Genomic DNA, 17198 nt, shown 5'->3' with positions numbered 1-17198 from the left:
TTAGTTCCTTCTTTCGTTTAATTTGCTAAGTTGTTCCGTTAGTTCCACTAAAATGTCTTCTTGTTTTGATGAAGCTCCTGCAAGTGCCTCGGCAGTCTTGGTTAAATGGTCGGTATATTTTCCTAAATAAGTTTCAAGGCTTTCACTAACAGTAACTTGATAATCTTTCAATCCTTTTGTAATTTTATTAAAAATGTCCTGCAATCCTTTTTCAATAATCTCAAATTTCTGTGCATAGTCGGCAGAAACTCCTTTTGCAGTTTCTAATGATTTCTGAATTTCAGTGATTGTATTTGAATTGTTATTTAAAAACTGATTAGAATATTTTGAAAATTCATTTTGAGACTCCCCAAATCTATTTGATGATGTATTGATTTCTTGCGACACGTTTCTGAATACGGAAATAACTTTATCTAATTCTGTTTGAGCTTGATTAAGTTTGGAAATACTGCCATTTACCTCGGTGGAAAGTCCGTTCATTTTTTCGATACTTGTATTGAAGGCACTTAAGAGGTTCTCGGAAACTTGAAGGTTTTTAGATTGTTCTGTAAGTAAGGTTTGTTGTCCTGATTGTAAATCTCCGACTTTACTTCGCAATATTTCGCTCATATCCTCAACCTGCCTCTTCATTTGATTAGTTGATTCTTCCGATTGAGAAAGTGTTTGTTTTGATATTTGCTGTACCACATCTTGCAATCCTCTAAAATTTTCATTGAGGTTATCGGTCATATTCTGTAACTTGACTGGGAAGTCTGTTAAAGAACCACCTGCTTGTCCAAGTAATCCTGCTAAACGTTCCATTTCATTTTTAGTATCTCCGCTCATTGAAGTTTTAAATTCTTCAATCATTTTACCCATCGATTCTTGTAATTCTTTTACGATGTTTTGGGTCATATCGGTTGCGGGGTCTTTAAGTTTGTTTCCCAAACTTTCGATCTCGGCTTTTACCAATTTCAGTTCAGCTACTACACCTTCAGTCGGATTATTCAAAATTTGCTCAAAACCTGCAGATATTGTCAGCGCTAAATCAGAAGAAAATGTTTGTAAAGAACTAGATTGCTTTTGAGATTCCTTGTAAAGATCACGAAACACATTTCCGGGTTTAACTATGTGTCCATTTTCATCAATAGAAACAAAATCACTTCTCAGCTCTTTAATCACATCAATTAAATTATTGATTGCTTTTGCTTCATCACTCAAAGTTCCTTTTTCATTTTTGTTTCGGATATATGAAATACGTTTAGAAAAAATGATGGACAATGCTATCCCAAAAATTGAAGCAAAAAAAGCGGTTTTTAGACCTTCTAACAATGTAGGAATACTTTTTTCTATCTCTTCTGGATTAAAGAACCATAAACCATAAGCTATACCTCCAAAGGTCCCTAAAATTCCAATTGTTGTAAACATAGATGGAATTAAATCGAAGTCGTTTTGGTTTACTTTTGTATAGTCTTTTTTTGCAATATTTAAAGCATAGATACCATAAGCCAAGTATGAAAGCATTCCTATTGCTATAATAATTTCTACTATATTCATATTTTATTCTATATTTTTTAAGGCCTCTTTAATAATTGTTTCGCTGGTTGTGACTATTCTAAACTCTACTCGTCTTGATTTATCATTGTTAACAGCCTGTTTGCTCTCAAATGAAAGTTTGTAATCTTTATCAACTGTTCGACCATATGAAAGCCCATTAGCTGTAAGCCAATACTGTAATCTTTCTTTTTCCGTCGGATGTAAGTACAAAAAACTTTTTTGTGAACGTAAAAAAGCTAAAACATTTCTTCCCCTATCTTGTGAAAGTTTCATATTGTCTATGTAGGGATCATTTGTCAGCCCAATTGGTTTAGTATCTGTGTGTCCCTCAATTCTGATTTCTGCAATTTTGTTTTTGTATTTTTCTTGTAGTACAACAGATAGATACTTTGGCAGAAAATCGGTTAAGATACTTTGAAAATGAGGTGTAATATCAGATTTTCCTGTTGGAAAGAGTACCTGAGGATTAGTGAATTTGATTGATAAATCATTATCAAGTTTCAAATCCCATTTTGCAAAGTCATTCTTAAACGCCTCGTTTAGTTCGTTGTACAATGTGATTTTTGACTCTTCATAGTCTTTAAAAATTTGATTTTGCTCCTTTTGCCGTTTTTCCACCAACGCCATATAGGAGATGGACATAAATAGAAAAATCACCATTAAAACCGTCATCAAGTCGGCTAATGGAATCCAGTGGCTATCTTTTTTTGTCCCTGACATTTAAAATAATAAATTAATTTTAGAGGTTATCTAGGTTAATTGTAAACTGCACAGTGCGAAATTAATGCAAAAATAGCTAAAATAAGGAAAGGAAAGTTATTTTGTTAAATAGATTCCTACTTCTTGAAAGTGCTATAAAAAATTTGTTTATATGATTTCATAAATTAGTTCAATCAAGTTATTAGATGAAGATTTCTGGATATGCCTTTACCAATACATTAAATATTTCGTTATCACTTCGCTCAAACGATTCGCTATATTCTTTAATCTTCTTTCGAACAGTTCCCTTTTTATCTACACGATTTAGTTCCTTTCCTAAACCAGTATTATTTAAAACATCTTTTATAAATGACAAATACTCTTTATAGTTTGAGAGAATTGATACTGTGTATTGAACCCAACTTTTAAAATTTGCCCCAATAATTTCCATTCTTTGTGCCGATTCTACAAACCAAAGAAAGCGCAACATCTTACGAACAATTTCTCTCTCTTCAGAAGTAAAGCAGACTGATAAGTAGGTTAGTTCTAGATAATCTTTCAATCCTCCTTTCCCGTCTCGATCCACTAAAAATTTTTCGTCTGATGGTTGCAATTTATAACTTCTATCAAAAAGATAATTTTTAACTTTGTAAAATGATCTTTCAAGATCTACGTTCTTAAGTAAATATTGAATTATCCCATTCCCATCTTTATCCCTGGCATTTATATCGAATTTAAAATTGTCACACGACAATAGAAATTCTGCGACAGTCATCCCATAATCATCATTTAGATTGCGATATTCCTCAATGTAAATTAAAAACAATGGTGTACCGTCTTTAGTCCTCCGATTTAAATCGACACGTCCATTCAATTCTTCAATACTATCATCTTCAAGACCATTGACCTGTTGTGCAAGGGAATAAAAGTTGTAATCTAGTTTTCTATATCTCGATATCTTATTCAATAAATCAGTAACTTCTTCTTTTACCAGAGCTTTCCTAGCTTTTGCCTTTTCTTCTTCATGTTTCCTTTTAGCTTCTTCTTTTATTGCGCATAGCATTTTTGTGAAAGTCGTATGTTCCACTTCATAATGGAGAAAATAACATGAATAATCTTCATCGTTAAAGTTTAAGTCAGAAAGCCTGGCATCTCGATTTATCCATTTCTCATGGACTTCATTATTATTAAATATAAATGGCTGTTTAAAATGACAGTCGAGCCTTAAATTTAAATCTTGTGATTCATCAAGCATGAATAAATTTTGGTGCTTCCATATATATTTAATATCCCTTTGAAATGTATGAAGATCTTTCGGCGAGTTTCTAAAATCTAATATCCAAATAAGATAAATACCATTGGCTTTATAAAAATCGTATCTATGCTGTATGTAATGGAGTGGTAGATAAGAGATCTGTATTTCAAAAGCGATTTTCTTTCCTTCATATTCACAATACACATCAGGCCTACGCTTATCACCATTCTTTCCTCTGATGAATGTAGAGTCCACATCAATAGAACTATTATCTACACCCACTTCCAATTTCAAAAATTCTCCGATCTTGTGCTTGAGATCTTTATGTCTATCGCCTTCTCTTGCATAAGCCATATCTCGATAGCAACTAAATAGATCAACCTTAAATTTACTGTCTTTGAGTATACAATTATCGGAATTAGGCATATGGCGAAAATATACATTGTCTTTACCACTGTGGGCAACAACTAACTTTTGCTCGCATTCTACGCAAGAAAATCTTGAACGCTCTAAATTATAATCTAGTCGCACACCAAAACCTTCTTTCTGAGTACATATGACTTCATTAGCATCTACAACTTTAGATTCTTCATTGTCAAAAGCATAAACTATTGCTCTATCCATAAACTATTGCTCTATCCATAACATATGATTAATTAGATTTTAGGATAATTTGTAGAAAATACTTGTGATTAGAGATCAAGCTTTTCAATAATCCGTACTCTCCTATTCAATCTCTCCTGTACTTCTTCAGGTTTCAAACTTTTCTCTGCAAAACCTCTCTTATCTCGTGTGCAAGAGCCACAATTTGAATAATCGAGCTTATTTGTGTGACCACATTCACATCGCCACACTTCTTTTCCATTAGAAAACATCCCCTTCGATTCCTCAACTTGTACAATTTCAGGAAAGAACTTCGCCAAAGCATTTCCTTCTAAACTTTTCAGAATAGCTACATCTTCTTTTGAATACCAATCTTTGTCCAAAGAGAATATTTTTAGCGCAATACGTCTAGCATGTGTATTACTATTTAAGAGGTTAATGGCTTTTGCGTAATCTATAAAATTGGATGAAGTGATAATAGCATTGATACGTTTTACTTGTAAGGTTGTTAAATTGCCTTCTAATAAAGCGTTATAAAGAATAGCAATGGCTTCATCAGCCGGTAAATAATCAAAATAGCGGAATAATATTTCTTGTTTATCTTTTGGAGATTGATCTATGCCAGAATCATAATCCTCATTCATTGCTCTGAACAGTAGCGGTTCAAATTCTCTTAGGCCTGATGTAGCGATGAATTCAGCTGTTTCTCTATTAATAGACTCTACTGTTTTATAATTTTCTAGGATAATATCTGCTCGAACCTTCTGCTGAATCAATACACCGTCCAAAAGACCATCCTGCTTCTCGATCTGAACGCGCGCAACCTCTTTAAGATGTACTGGTGTACCAACGGCCGTAATCATAAACATCTGACTCCCCTTTCCTGAGATTTCGTCGATATCTACACTAAGCCCTATAATTGCGTCAGCACGCAGGGATTGCGCATGCTGTTTGAGCGTTTTGGTAACACGCTTGTCACTTCGCATTAGAATGCCTCCACTAGTTCGCATCAGAATGCCCCCACTAATTTCACAAAAAAAACCATTATTCTATTCATTATTATTTTCATAATTTTCTTGATCTTCTGACTTTTTGGGTCTTCCCCTTTTTGATTTTTCCTTAGGGTCGTCTTCAAACATTCCGTTCAGTTCCAGGAGGTTCTTTATACGGTAACTGTTTCCATTTAGTTTGACGATTGTGGCATGGTGCACTATGCGGTCTATTATCGCCGATGCGATTACTTTGTCCCCGAAAAGTGTCCCCCAGTCTTCAAAGTTCCTATTGGTGGTAATGATCATCGAGCCGTTTTCGTATCTTTTTCTGATGATCTCAAAGAAGTCTTCCATGCTGTACTGCGGCATTTTTTTGAAGCCCAGTTCGTCCAGTATCAGCAGGTCCGGTTTTAGGAACTTCTGGATGGTCGCAGCATAGGATCCGTCCGCACGGGAGGAATATAGCTTTTCGACCATTTCATTGGTATGGATGAAAAGTACCCGCTTACCTTTTTTTACAGCTTCCAGCCCGATTGCATGGGCCAGGTGCGTCTTTCCGACCCCCGGTTTCCCCATGAATACCACATTATGTTTCTGGTCTATGAACCGGCAGCTGGCCAGATCATAGATCTGCCTTTTGTCAACCTGGGGCTGATAGCTGAAATCATAACAGTCCAATACCTTCTGCGTGTCGAGTTTTGATTCCCTGAGCTTATTTATATATCCGTTGGTCTGCCTGTTGGCCATTTCATCCTCCACCAGAAGCTCAAGAAATTCAATGTAACCGATCTTGTGCTGTAGCGCGTACCTGTTGCGCAGCTCAAGGTTCTGACAGATGGCCGCGAGTTTAAGAGTGCGGAGCTGTGTTTTTAGATTTTCCATATTTATATCCATTAATTTGTAAGAGTGTCATAATAACTGAGTTCGTGCTGAAATTCGTCCGAGAAGCCCATTGTTAGCACATCTTCCCGGGGCAGGTCGTACATCGCATTCTCGCATATCCGTTTGACCTGTTGGTAGCTTATGGCGTGAAAGTGCAGTGCGCGGGCACATGATCTTTCTATCTGGCCCAAAGTGAAGCGCTTTCTCAGCGCAAGTATACCCTGGGTCATCTTGCCCCAGTGCGTCGGCACTTCTTCCACAAGTCGATCGAACAGAGTGTACGCATTTGGACCTATCTGCCCCATCATTTCACGGTATTCTTCCTTGCTGACCATTCTCTTTTCCCTGGGGCGGTGCCCTGCAAGACTGACAAACATGCCTATGCTGTCGGATAGCTGGTGCATGGCGATCTGTCGTGAGCTGTCATAGATGCGAAGTATCGTACCGTTACTCTCCAGCCTTACATTCATGCCCATATAGTCAGCCGGAACAGAATAATAATTCTGCTTATAGGCGACATGTCCCATACGGTTTACCCTGCGGTGGCTGACATCCTGTATCTGGAAACGTCTGCAAGGCAGGGGCTGCAGCGCAGCTTTCTCCGATTCAAGAAAGATATCATGAGGCCGGCGCCTGGTGGTACCGTGGACACGTTTATTGCATATTTCATCATTCCATACGCGCAGACCACAGATCAGGTCCTCATAGCTTTTGCTTTCAAAGGCTTTCAGAAAGTTGTTCCTGACATATTTTATGGAAGACTCTACTTTACCTTTGTCTGTTGGCCGGCGGGGTCTGCAGGCAATACCCGCACAATGATAGTAGCTGAGAAATTCCGCATACTGTGCCTGTAGGGTGGGTTCGTAGAGATCTACCTTGGTTACACCCGATCGCAGATTGTCCAGCTTGACCATTTTTGGGACACCCCCGAAATATTCAAAAGCACTGATATGGCAGTCCAGGAACTCCCGGACCTGTTGACTGGTAACAACTTTATAATAGGATTGCCTGCTATGGCTGAGTACCATACTGAACACCCAGACCTTAACACCACGGCCATTCCTGCGGAACTCACCAAAGTAGCCGAAGTCGACCTGTGCCTCTTCACCCGGAAGGCTGTGCAGCGGAACAAAACATTCTGCCCGCTTGAATTTACCAATGTAACGGGCGACACTCGAATAAGACAGGGTAAACCCATGCTGCTGGATCAATTTCTGGTGGATCAGCAGTGCCGAAAGTCCACTGGCCAGATAATGCTCGATCTGTTCATGAAATACCTCAAGACCACTGCAACGGGACTGCTGCCTCGGAGCTGAATCTCCATTCAGCAGCGCTTTTTGGATACGCGAAACAGTCTTGCGGCACATACCAAGTTCCCTTGATATCTCCCGCAAAGATTTGCCGTGTTCCAAAAGTGTTTTTATCGTATTGTACATAGCCACTTTATACATAACGCTGAGAGTTTATTATACTCTCAACAAGTAAAACCTTAATTGTTTAAGGTGGTGGCATTTTAATGCGAATTGCTGGGGGTATTTATCTGCGAATTAACAACGCTTGTACATTTCCTGCATCTTCTTCTCATAGCTGGTAGAGCGACCTCCAAAGAAATCGACATAGCTCGCTCCTATATCGCTAAAGATATTGGTGCCGATGACAACATTGGCAGCTATTGGATCATTATATCGTGAAATCTCCCTCCCTTCGATGGAATTGGTCGTGGTTACTATCATGGCATTATACTTTTCAATCGGGTAAGGTTAATACCCAAGCCTAATATACATTATTTATTCTGAATTAATATGTTTGTGAATATTAACTTTCAAGATTATTACAAACTGTAAGACTAAGATATGGGGTTGAAAGAATGGTTGATTACGGGAAACCGTATAAGCATATTGATATCAAAATAACCCTAGGGACTGATCACTCGCCCATCTATGACCTCCCCTAGCTAAAAGTCGAGATCGCGCGCTCACGAATCTCCGAAACATTCAACCCGGCCTCTTCCAATTTCTGCGAGGCCTGATGCTCGATTAAATCCTTTAACAAGACAAAGGTCTGGTCAAATTGGACATGTTTGCCGATTACAAAAGAAAGATCATACTCAACCTCTTCCCAGGTAGAGATATCGGCATGATTGTGCTGTAGCTGTACTTCTAACTTGTCAATGGCATTGGCAACCTTGGCCTCAAAGGTTTTCTTCTCTTCAAATTCATAGAAGAGATCATAGATCTCTTGTCCGTTACTTGTTGCCAGCATTTGCCTGATCTTGAGAATGGCCTGTTCTTCATTTTGCTGTTTGATCTTTCTGATCTCCGGATTGCGGATCTGATCCAATACGGAGACGTCTCCCGCTTCTGCTTCAACAAGGTCATGGATAATGATCATTTTTAACAGACGGGCTAAATCTACCTTCTGATCCAAAAGCGGCTCAATCAATATAGCCATCAGCGACATGCGCCATGTATGCTCGGCAACACTCTCCTGACGCCCATTGGACAACCAGCTATGCCGTAGTTCGAACTTTAATTTCTCAGCCAACTGCAGCACATCCATTATCGCAGCCAATTGCTCTAGCTTTATTTGATCTGTCATTCTAGTCATATATAATACGTAAGTCTATCTTGATATCTACTGGTTAAATAGCATGGCTAATCTACTATTTTCTACGCGTGAACGATGTTATTTTTCGATGAACATACGATTCATCACGACGAAAAAACAGGTTTGCCTAGCAACAATAGGGTGTGGTGTTAGTCGATTTGCCTTGCGTCATTTTTTTCGTCCTCATCATACGTTTTGAGCATATAATCTTTCCCTAGGTTGCCTTTAAAAACTTTTATTTCGGCAGTCGTTGGCGGATGCGGAAAATCACCTTCCCATTCCATAAAAAATAGATTCATCATCCGATTTCCCCATTCTTTGTTCTCAAATACGGCATCATTGTAATTTCCTCCAAAAGTAATTACCCAGGATGGTAAACCCACCTTAGCACGCTCCCATTTAACGACTTGCCGCGCATTAAAAATGTTTATAAGTGATAAGAGCCCGTAGGAATAGACTGTTGAAAAGAGGAAAATAACGCTAACATAAAAGAATTTAGAAAATGTCTTTCGAATAGTTATCTTTTTGAATACAATTAAGACACTAATGGTTACCACCACAACTCCACCCAACAGAGCCGCCCATGGTAGAAAGTACCAATCATCTTTCAGATGAACCTGATCAAATAGCATATATGCAAATTCAAAAACTATACAAAAAGTAAAAAATCCCATTGGCCATAGGGTGATGAAATTATCAATGAGCCAATTTTTAAAAAAAAGAACCAACATTAATCCCGAAAACAGTCCATAAAACAGAGCTGTATATTGATTAAAGAATTTAAAACCCGCAGCGTTAATAAGAAGAGCCAAAAGGATACTGATAAAAATTAGTGTTTCAAATTTCTCGTGTGAATAAGTTTTAAGCTTCTGTATAATATTCATAAATTAGGGCACTAGTTAATCTGATACGTCTATGATTAGCCGCATAGGATAAATAATATTTGTTTAAAGATAAATACTATTTATCAATATTCAATAAGATTGAAGAATAATTATTCGGATTGTTACATAAATAAGGCTATAAGTTCCCGTATTGTGGTTTCTCGCTCAAATGACAGTTATTGAAATTTCTGACGTGAAAAAATATTTAAAACACATATATTTAGAATGATTTTTATTTTTCTAAATGAATCATTATTTTAAGCTCAGATTTAATTATCCGGTTAATTAAAGGCATGATTTTTATAATTATTAAACCACATTACTAGATCAATGTATAAATCTCTTCGAGTGAAGCTCGAGACCTTTCATGAGGTATGCAGTAAACAATCGGAACTTAGAATTGCCATTGCTCCATTCTATCATAAAGATTTCTATACGCTTTATAATGAAATAAAGGTGACCCTCCGTTCACCTTATCTATTATTCTTTCTGGATGACGAGAATTTAGATAGCCTTCATGAATCTAATGGCGATCTACCCGATCAATTCTCATTTAGGATGTGTCCGAAGTTTAAGAATAGCGAATCAACAGCTGACTATTACCAAAGTCGATATTTATTTTTTACGGTTGAAGTGGATAAGGATAGATTGGAAATCTATTCGGTTAACAATAAGCGAGACGGAAAAGGACATTCTTTTGAAGAGACGGAAGACAAGATAGTATTGGCTTCGATTAAACCCAGTCAGTATAAGATAGACAAGATCCGATCTATCCTGGTGAAGTTTCTAATTGAAGAACTGGAGTTCCTCACTGAAACATTTGCTGTTGAAGCCAATGGAGAACTGAATTATAACAGAACATATGCGACAGAAGGTAATGAGATATATCAGATTTAAACATTTATTAAAAAATATATGGGTAATCAATTGTACGAATTGAAAGTCACAGACAGACAAAGCTTCATTAAATTCCTTGATCTTCTGCATCAGGATTTGCTCCAACAGCCTGAAACTTGGGAAAACAAAACCTTACCTGATTTTCTGGAGGCTTTGGCGGCGTATACAGAAGATATCCAAGGGTATTATGATAACACAGATGCAAATGTAGATGCTGAAAAAGCTGCTTGGTCAACATTTGCTGATATCTTCAAGGGTGCTAAAGTTTACGAGTAATAGGAAGCATTCCTTCCACATGTTTGCATATTTACAAAGGAAGAACATTGACTTATAACAAGCGACTTGTCAATACAGCTACGTTACTTCGCCAATACTAATTCACTACCAGCAGGGCTAAAAGACAGAAAACTTAAACTATGACCTACGATTTTTTCGCTGACAAAGCCGACAAATTGGAAATTCTTGACTTCATTTTCAAGGACACTGACTTGCACGTTTACGACTCGTATTCACCATACGGGCAAGGGATTTGCCAATACAAAACTGTTGACGAAATATCATCAAAATTTGACCTTGACAATGGAGACAAGTTTGCTGTTACTTTTCAACTTTGGACACCAAGGCATAAAGGTAAACCGCTATTTAGAAAAATTGACCTTAACCCCAAATACTGTAAAGGCCACACTTTTAGGTATTCAACGGAAGGTTGGGGACTTATTCAATTATATTTCGGTGGACTAAAAAACAACGAACTTAATCAATCTCACATCGGACATTTTAATGAAAGGGGAGCATTAAAAAACGAAAACTCAACTACATTCAACGGAAAAGTAAACGCTTGGGACTGGACAGAAATTCAAGCGACATCAAGAAAATTAAAATATCAAATTCATAATAAACTGGCAATAAGAAGAATTGGAAGCTTCGGTATTCTAGCGGGCGCGGACCAACTTGAAACACAAGGAATAAAATTAAGATGAAAGAACAACTGACAGTAAGCCAAGCTGGTAACAAGGGTGAGACTGTAACATGAACTGTGTCATGTAACACTTAAAGCAATTCTATTAGGATCTTTTTCTATATTAGTTGGCATAAATTGCTGTCTTAAAAACTTGAATGAATATACAACCTTTAGTATTACAAGACATACCTTTTACCAGAGACCTTCAGCCTGAAGGATGGGGAGATATTACCGTATCGTTAATGGAATATTGCCTACAATCTTTTTGTAAACCTATAAAAGTTGTCGACCAAAACAAAATCGTCGGTGTTGGGACTTTAATCTTACACGAAAAATCAGCTTGGTTGGCGCATATAATTGTTGACAAATCCTACCGTGGTAAAGGTATTGGCTATCACATTGTGAAATATCTAGTGGACTTGGCAAATAAAAACGGGTCATTGTCCATAAATTTGATCGCAACAGATTTGGGTGCTCCGGTATATAAAAAAGCTGGTTTTAGAGTAGTAAGTTCTTATCATTTCCTAAAAAGAGAACAAAACTGGCTGCCGAGCGCTTTAGCCGAACAATTGCGAACAGCTGAGCCAGCCTTTTATGAGCAGATGTTTAAACTGGATCAGGAAATAACTGGGGAGAATCGAAGGTACCTGATCGAAAACTATCTTAAACAGGCCGTAATTTTTGAGCAAAACGGAATAGTTGAAGGTTATTATCTCCCCACGATTGGACAGGGACCGATCTACGCTAAGACTGAACGGGCAGGTTTGGGATTAATGAGCCTTAAATATTCAATATCAGATTCAGCTGTCTTACCAGCGGATAATACCGTAGGTCTTAAGTTTCTGTCTGACATCGGGTTTGAAACACAAAATACAACGGCAATAAGAATGACTTTAGGAGACGAAATAAGGTGGCAGCCTAAGTTAATCTTTAACAGGATTGGCGGCAATTACGGTTAATTTGATATAAAATGTACTAATCTCAAAAATTGATCCCCTTACTAACTTAATCCCAATCGTATGAACCACCTCAAACAGTATATAAAAGACAAAAATTGGGTAGAAGTGCTAAACCAATGTAAAATGCTGACTCCCGATGAACGTGCTGCAACTATAAAATACTTGCATTCGTTGGATATTGATCGCGATATTTTAAAAAAGGATGGTAACAGCTTAGATGTACTGGCTCGATTAGATTTTTATGAGAATCGTAATCGGATTTATACCAGGCTAAATTTTGCACTTATCGCCTGTACCCGCCAGTTGAGGATATCGCGAAGATTAAACGCATAAATGGAACTTGGCATTCCTGCCCATTGAGCTCCCCTACCTGGGAAATCCGGCTATTGGCGTGTATCCCATTAATCGACCAATTCAAAAAGCATCGTACTGGCGGGATTACTTGTGAGCTTTTAGATGGTTCGCGCTAGATTTATCCTCCAATCCAAAAACTTTTTTATAAATTAGGTACAAAGCAATACTTTTAAAACTATAAAACCGACTGCAAATGACGGATAATATCGACCAAATTTTTAACGCTATTTGACCACGGGAGTAGGTTCCGTTTACACGGAAGATATGCCAAAAGACATAATGGCATCCGAGGTAAACGAAGATGGCTGGTATAAATGGAAACTTATCCCAGGCACAATGACCGCTGAGGAAATAAAAACATTTGAGCCATTAGTAAAAGTTGGTGCTGGTAGTCCTTACAGATATACACAAAAATGGAAAAACCACAATTTGAATTAACGAACGAACAAAGAAAATATTTAGGCATTACACCAGTTGAAAACAATTGGAAACTTGTGAAACTTTTTGACAACTATGTTTACTTTGATGGTGATATCATTCGCAAAGAAATTACCGTTTCAGACCAGTCTTACTTTGAACGTGATCTTTATGAAAAAACAGCAGAAAACAGAACTATCCTGCTACCAAAAACAGAGAAAGGAAAACCTAAAAAACTAAATTTTACCGCCACACAAGCTTTTAGAGGAGCTGGTGTCTATTTTGCGTTTTCTGATAGTTACCTAACCATTTCAAGCTTTACAACTCAAATCACATATTATGCAGAACGTTTTAAAGACAAGGATTTGGGTTTCCTAAAAACTTGGTTAAATAAGTGGATTGCTGAAACTTCAGAAAAAGATTTGCAAGAAATAGACACCTTCAAAAATGCTGAAAGAAAACACTATAAGTATAAGGAAGGTGATTTTTTTGCATTTAAAATTGGCAGAAGACAATGGGGATTTGGAAGAATTTTAATTGATGTTCAAAAAACAATCAAGGCAAATAATTTCCAAAGAGATGAACACTATGGATTAACCAATTTGATGGGAAAATCGCTCATTGTAAAAGTTTATCACAAAATAAGCAACGACTTGAATGTGGATTTGAAAGAACTTTCTGAAACAATGGCACTACCCTCGCAGGTAATTATGGACAATCATTTTTTCTATGGCGAAAATCCAATTATTGGTCATAAACCACTTGAAAATGATGAATATGATATGCTTATATCCTACAGCCAAAGCATAAACAGTGACAATTATCATAAAGTTTATCTTCAATACGGATTTATTTACAAAGAAATTGATATTTCGAAGTTTAATAAATATCTACGTTATGATGATGAAACTCTTTATTTGGGATATGAGAAAAATCCATACCGAAAAGAAAGTACAGGATATGCATTAAGTACTGATACGCTCCAAAAATGTATTGAAACAAAATCTAATTTGCCGTATTGGGAATGTGAGGACGAAAGATATGACAGAAAATTAGATTTGAGAAATCCGGCAAATAACGAAATCAAAAAAGACATCTTTAAAGCTTTTGGTCTTGATGCCGACAAAACTTATGAAGATAACCTAAAAATTGCCAGCAGATAACATCGACTTGGAAAAATCTAGTAACTTTTTATATATTAGTTTCACAAAAACAGTTGTTACCTGCAGGCTAAGGTATGGGTTTATAGCCATGGAAATTATAACTATAGAGTTATATATTTTGTTTTTTGAGTCCTGTTTTGTAAATTCAAAAGCCAATATACCAAAAGGCTAATTACTATCGTGATCCGGGCCGAATGGATTGAAAACCTACGGATCAAACTCTGCTATAACCCTAAAATTTGTTCAAAAATAAAGGCTTACTATGACAAGGAAGAAGCCGGAATGCAGCGATATACAGAACAATTTATCAATGAAATGTTTATCGGTATCCCGCAATGGAATAGTCCTGAGTCCAAATAATGTATAGATAATATAATTTAACAATTGCAAATGAACGAGCTTGACGATTTTACGATTGGATTGCACTCAGGGGGCCAATCAATTTCAATTAAAGTAATTGGATTGTTAGTTATTGATGCGACTAGCAACTGGGATAAGAATTGGTTAAGGACCAAAATCTCAGTACGGGCCGGAGCTTTTAGCGGTATATATGACGCAGACCTAACAACATTTGACATTGAGAATTTTGAACAGGATCTGAATTCGCTATATGAAAATTTAAATTCCGAAATTGAATTTAAAGATCTGGAAGGTTATTTATACATGAAAATTAAAGGGAATGGGCAAGGTAATATCAATGCTGAAATAAGCTGTAGTGATGATACTGGAATCAACGCTGCTACGTTGAATTTCGAACTTAATTTTGACCAGACTTATATCAAGCCTGTCATTCAGAAATTAAAAAATATTACGAACAAATATCCTGTTGTATACTAATTGTTGTATATTAAGCAAATGGTCAGAATATTAATTAATGACATCACTCTGCTACATCTTGGCGGGCTTTATTTCTTCCATCTAGCGGACGGCTTCGCTACTCCATTAACATATTATATTCATCATCCATGCCTGGGTATGTTCTCTTACTTCGAACAAGTTGAAAAACAAATAAGCATCCAAAATTTCTTTGTGATAACTTCGGTTGAACCGTTCGATGTAGCCGTTCTGCATAGGCTTACCGGGCTGGATAAATTGAATAGCGATGCCTTGGTCTTTACACCAGAGCTCAAAACGATGACTGGTGAATTCGGGGCCATTATCTACGCGTAGACAGAGCGGTTTGCCCCGCCAGTCTATGATTTGTTCAAGTGCCCGTGTTACCCTCAAAGAAGAAATAGAAGTAGCTATTTCGATACACAATATCTCACGGGAACAGTCATCCATCACATTAAAAGTTCTAAACCTATTTCCGCTTGCTAAGCTATCGCTCATAAAGTCCATGCTCCATTTTTGATTAATGCTGACCTGTTGTTCTAGAGGCTGTTTCTCCCGAGCAGGTAGCCGACGTTTGCCACGCCTCTTCTTATTCATATTAAGAAGCTTATACACCCGATAAACTTTTTTATGATTCCAGGGTTTCCCCGCTCTGCGCAGGTGTCTTCGCCCTCTTTGAGTGCCCGCACAATCTGGCTTTCTGTAAAACGTGTTTTTTTCATTTATTACTTAAATCTGATGAACTTCAAATTTTCCGTTTCTTCGGTCATTAATACCAACTTTAAACGAATCCAAGGAGTTTCTTTTTATTTTCACCATACTTTTAACCTTACAAACGCCATATCACCAAATATTCACAACTCCATCATTTACTGAGATTGCTGAAATTTCGTTTACTTGTACCTCGTGAGAGCCAAATTTACCTATCCATCCCACAATAACATTTCCCTTTAAATAAACATCAACTACCTCACTTAAAAAAGTGGGATAACCTTCGATAAAACTATTAAAATAAATTTCTTTTAGTATGTTTATAAAGACACCTCGCAAGTATAAATCAGTTTGTGTTCCTAATAGGGTGTTGAAATTATTTTGAATCTTATCAAAATCAAATTTTTGATTTGATATATATTCCTTAATAATGACATCAGTAAGTCTATTCCATGTATACTGCATTTCATTTTTATGATGCAATGAAAGAAAAAGCTGACTACGGCGACCTGCTTCAATAAGCAAGTTGTCCAAAGTAACAAATCCTTTCACATCTCTTTTATAAGCAAGTTTTTTCTCAACCTCACTTATGCCATGAGCAATCTCAACGTTAAATTTTGTATCATAGTCAGATTGCTGACCACAATTTCGAAACCAATCATTTTCGATTAAACTCTCCGCCATAATTTTCATTTCTGGCGTAAAAACAATCTTTTTGCCAAATAAACTATCAAAAAATCCCATAAGAAACTAAATCAATTTCGCCTGAATCGCTCATTATATACCAACGGTAATTCAAAATGATAAACAAAATCAAATCCATAAAGCCGTTTTTTAATCATTTCCTCTTTTACCAATTCAGAACAGAATATATAGCCTGAAAAAGTAGTATCATCTGGAATAAACACTTGCTTTTCCGTAGTATTGATTTCCAGCTTTTCAAACTTTTTAATACCAAAACCCACCTTCTTGACAAAGTCTAGGTTAGCATCCTTCTCAAGTATATATTTTGATTTTGCATAATCTATGAGCTTTATTCTTTCAATAAATCGAATAAAAAAATACGATTTATCTGTAATCATTTTTCCGTTGTTGGAGATTACGTTTAAAGTTACCTGTTGCAAATCATCAAAATCAGTAGACTCTTTTATTGCCATCAAAAATAAATCAGAAACAATAAAGCCATTCATAAATGGATAGTAATCGAAAAGAAGTAATTTTTCCTTACAAATAAGCCATAGTTTATCCGGATATTCTACATGTTTCTTTCCTCTGACCCTTGCCCATTCGTAATCGTTTGATCCCATCGGATCTTTATTGTCAAATTCTTCTTTTAATATCGCTTCTAAAAATATTGGCACACCCTTTTGAGGTTTAGGCCATAAACAAAATACATCCATCGAAATAAAGGGTTAAAATTATCAGTCAATCTCTTTTTAGTTCA

General features: G+C 36.7%; 20 protein-coding genes. 8 read left to right on the top strand and 12 right to left on the bottom strand.

Annotation, left to right across the window (positions count from 1 at the left end; translation table 11 throughout):
- From D7322_RS27430 to D7322_RS27390, 9 genes are all read right to left on the bottom strand, one after another.
- Entirely contained in the window at positions 1 to 1536 is a 1536-nt protein-coding gene (locus D7322_RS27430) for a rhoptry family protein (RefSeq protein ID WP_121127359.1), read from the bottom strand.
- A gap of 3 nt (positions 1537 to 1539) precedes the next feature.
- Positions 1540 to 2256, bottom strand: coding sequence for an OmpA/MotB family protein (locus D7322_RS27425; RefSeq protein ID WP_121127358.1), 717 nt, complete (start codon positions 2254 to 2256; stop codon positions 1540 to 1542).
- Positions 2257 to 2437: 181 nt separating this feature from the next.
- Positions 2438 to 4114, bottom strand: a complete 1677-nt coding sequence (locus D7322_RS27420) for a DUF6035 family protein (protein ID WP_121127357.1) — start codon at positions 4112 to 4114, stop codon at positions 2438 to 2440.
- 68 nt (positions 4115 to 4182) lie between these two features.
- On the bottom strand, positions 4183 to 5103 hold the full coding sequence (locus tag D7322_RS27415; RefSeq protein WP_121127356.1) for a heavy metal-binding domain-containing protein: 921 nt from the start codon (positions 5101 to 5103) through the stop codon (positions 4183 to 4185).
- Positions 5104 to 5142: 39 nt separating this feature from the next.
- The gene (gene istB, locus D7322_RS27410) at positions 5143 to 5967 is read right to left on the bottom strand and encodes an IS21-like element helper ATPase IstB (RefSeq protein WP_084106828.1); all 825 of its coding nucleotides are present in this window, start codon (positions 5965 to 5967) and stop codon (positions 5143 to 5145) included.
- 11 nt (positions 5968 to 5978) lie between these two features.
- A complete protein-coding gene (gene istA, locus D7322_RS27405) occupies positions 5979 to 7418 on the bottom strand; it encodes an IS21 family transposase (protein WP_121127355.1) in 1440 nt (479 codons plus the stop codon).
- A gap of 96 nt (positions 7419 to 7514) precedes the next feature.
- Positions 7515 to 7700, bottom strand: coding sequence for a YbjQ family protein (locus D7322_RS27400; protein WP_121127354.1), 186 nt, complete (start codon positions 7698 to 7700; stop codon positions 7515 to 7517).
- Positions 7701 to 7917: 217 nt separating this feature from the next.
- The gene (locus tag D7322_RS27395; protein WP_121127353.1) at positions 7918 to 8565 is read right to left on the bottom strand and encodes an HD domain-containing protein; all 648 of its coding nucleotides are present in this window, start codon (positions 8563 to 8565) and stop codon (positions 7918 to 7920) included.
- Between the two features lie 158 nt (positions 8566 to 8723).
- Positions 8724 to 9458: a hypothetical protein gene (locus D7322_RS27390; protein WP_121127352.1), complete on the bottom strand. Its 735-nt coding sequence runs from the start codon at positions 9456 to 9458 to the stop codon at positions 8724 to 8726.
- 330 nt (positions 9459 to 9788) lie between these two features.
- On the opposite strand from D7322_RS27390, the gene D7322_RS27385 reads away from it, so the two are divergent.
- The 8 genes from D7322_RS27385 (at position 9789) to D7322_RS27350 (ending at position 15046) form a co-directional block, all read left to right on the top strand.
- Positions 9789 to 10355, top strand: coding sequence for a hypothetical protein (locus tag D7322_RS27385; RefSeq protein ID WP_121127351.1), 567 nt, complete (start codon positions 9789 to 9791; stop codon positions 10353 to 10355).
- 18 nt (positions 10356 to 10373) lie between these two features.
- The gene (locus D7322_RS27380; RefSeq protein ID WP_121127350.1) at positions 10374 to 10631 is read left to right on the top strand and encodes a DUF7660 family protein; all 258 of its coding nucleotides are present in this window, start codon (positions 10374 to 10376) and stop codon (positions 10629 to 10631) included.
- A 140-nt stretch (positions 10632 to 10771) separates the two neighbouring features.
- Positions 10772 to 11335: a hypothetical protein gene (locus D7322_RS27375; RefSeq protein ID WP_121127349.1), complete on the top strand. Its 564-nt coding sequence runs from the start codon at positions 10772 to 10774 to the stop codon at positions 11333 to 11335.
- A 136-nt stretch (positions 11336 to 11471) separates the two neighbouring features.
- On the top strand, positions 11472 to 12275 hold the full coding sequence (locus D7322_RS27370) for a GNAT family N-acetyltransferase (RefSeq protein WP_121127348.1): 804 nt from the start codon (positions 11472 to 11474) through the stop codon (positions 12273 to 12275).
- A 60-nt stretch (positions 12276 to 12335) separates the two neighbouring features.
- A complete protein-coding gene (locus tag D7322_RS27365) occupies positions 12336 to 12608 on the top strand; it encodes a hypothetical protein (protein ID WP_121127347.1) in 273 nt (90 codons plus the stop codon).
- A gap of 285 nt (positions 12609 to 12893) precedes the next feature.
- Complete coding sequence (locus tag D7322_RS28675) at positions 12894 to 13067, top strand: hypothetical protein (RefSeq protein ID WP_183078868.1); 174 nt, start codon at positions 12894 to 12896, stop codon at positions 13065 to 13067.
- Positions 13043 to 14209, top strand: coding sequence for an immunity 26/phosphotriesterase HocA family protein (locus D7322_RS27360; protein WP_121127346.1), 1167 nt, complete (start codon positions 13043 to 13045; stop codon positions 14207 to 14209). The genes D7322_RS28675 and D7322_RS27360 overlap by 25 nt, the downstream gene beginning before the upstream one ends.
- 390 nt (positions 14210 to 14599) lie before the next feature.
- Entirely contained in the window at positions 14600 to 15046 is a 447-nt protein-coding gene (locus tag D7322_RS27350) for a WapI family immunity protein (RefSeq protein WP_121127344.1), read from the top strand.
- A 105-nt stretch (positions 15047 to 15151) separates the two neighbouring features.
- Here D7322_RS27350 and D7322_RS27345 read toward each other — a convergent pair whose 3' ends face one another.
- The 3 genes from D7322_RS27345 to D7322_RS27335 form a co-directional block, all read right to left on the bottom strand.
- The gene (locus tag D7322_RS27345) at positions 15152 to 15769 is read right to left on the bottom strand and encodes an IS3 family transposase (protein WP_121127343.1); all 618 of its coding nucleotides are present in this window, start codon (positions 15767 to 15769) and stop codon (positions 15152 to 15154) included.
- A 117-nt stretch (positions 15770 to 15886) separates the two neighbouring features.
- Positions 15887 to 16498, bottom strand: a complete 612-nt coding sequence (locus tag D7322_RS27340) for a hypothetical protein (protein WP_121127342.1) — start codon at positions 16496 to 16498, stop codon at positions 15887 to 15889.
- Positions 16499 to 16509: 11 nt separating this feature from the next.
- The gene (locus D7322_RS27335; protein WP_121127341.1) at positions 16510 to 17154 is read right to left on the bottom strand and encodes an Imm43 family immunity protein; all 645 of its coding nucleotides are present in this window, start codon (positions 17152 to 17154) and stop codon (positions 16510 to 16512) included.
- Between the last annotated feature and the right edge of the window lie 44 nt (positions 17155 to 17198).

The sequence above is a fragment of the Sphingobacterium puteale genome (assembly GCF_003627955.1).
Lineage (GTDB): Bacteria > Bacteroidota > Bacteroidia > Sphingobacteriales > Sphingobacteriaceae > Sphingobacterium > Sphingobacterium puteale.
The sequence above is the reverse complement of the archived record's forward strand: the minus strand, read 5'-3'. Positions and strand labels throughout refer to the sequence as shown.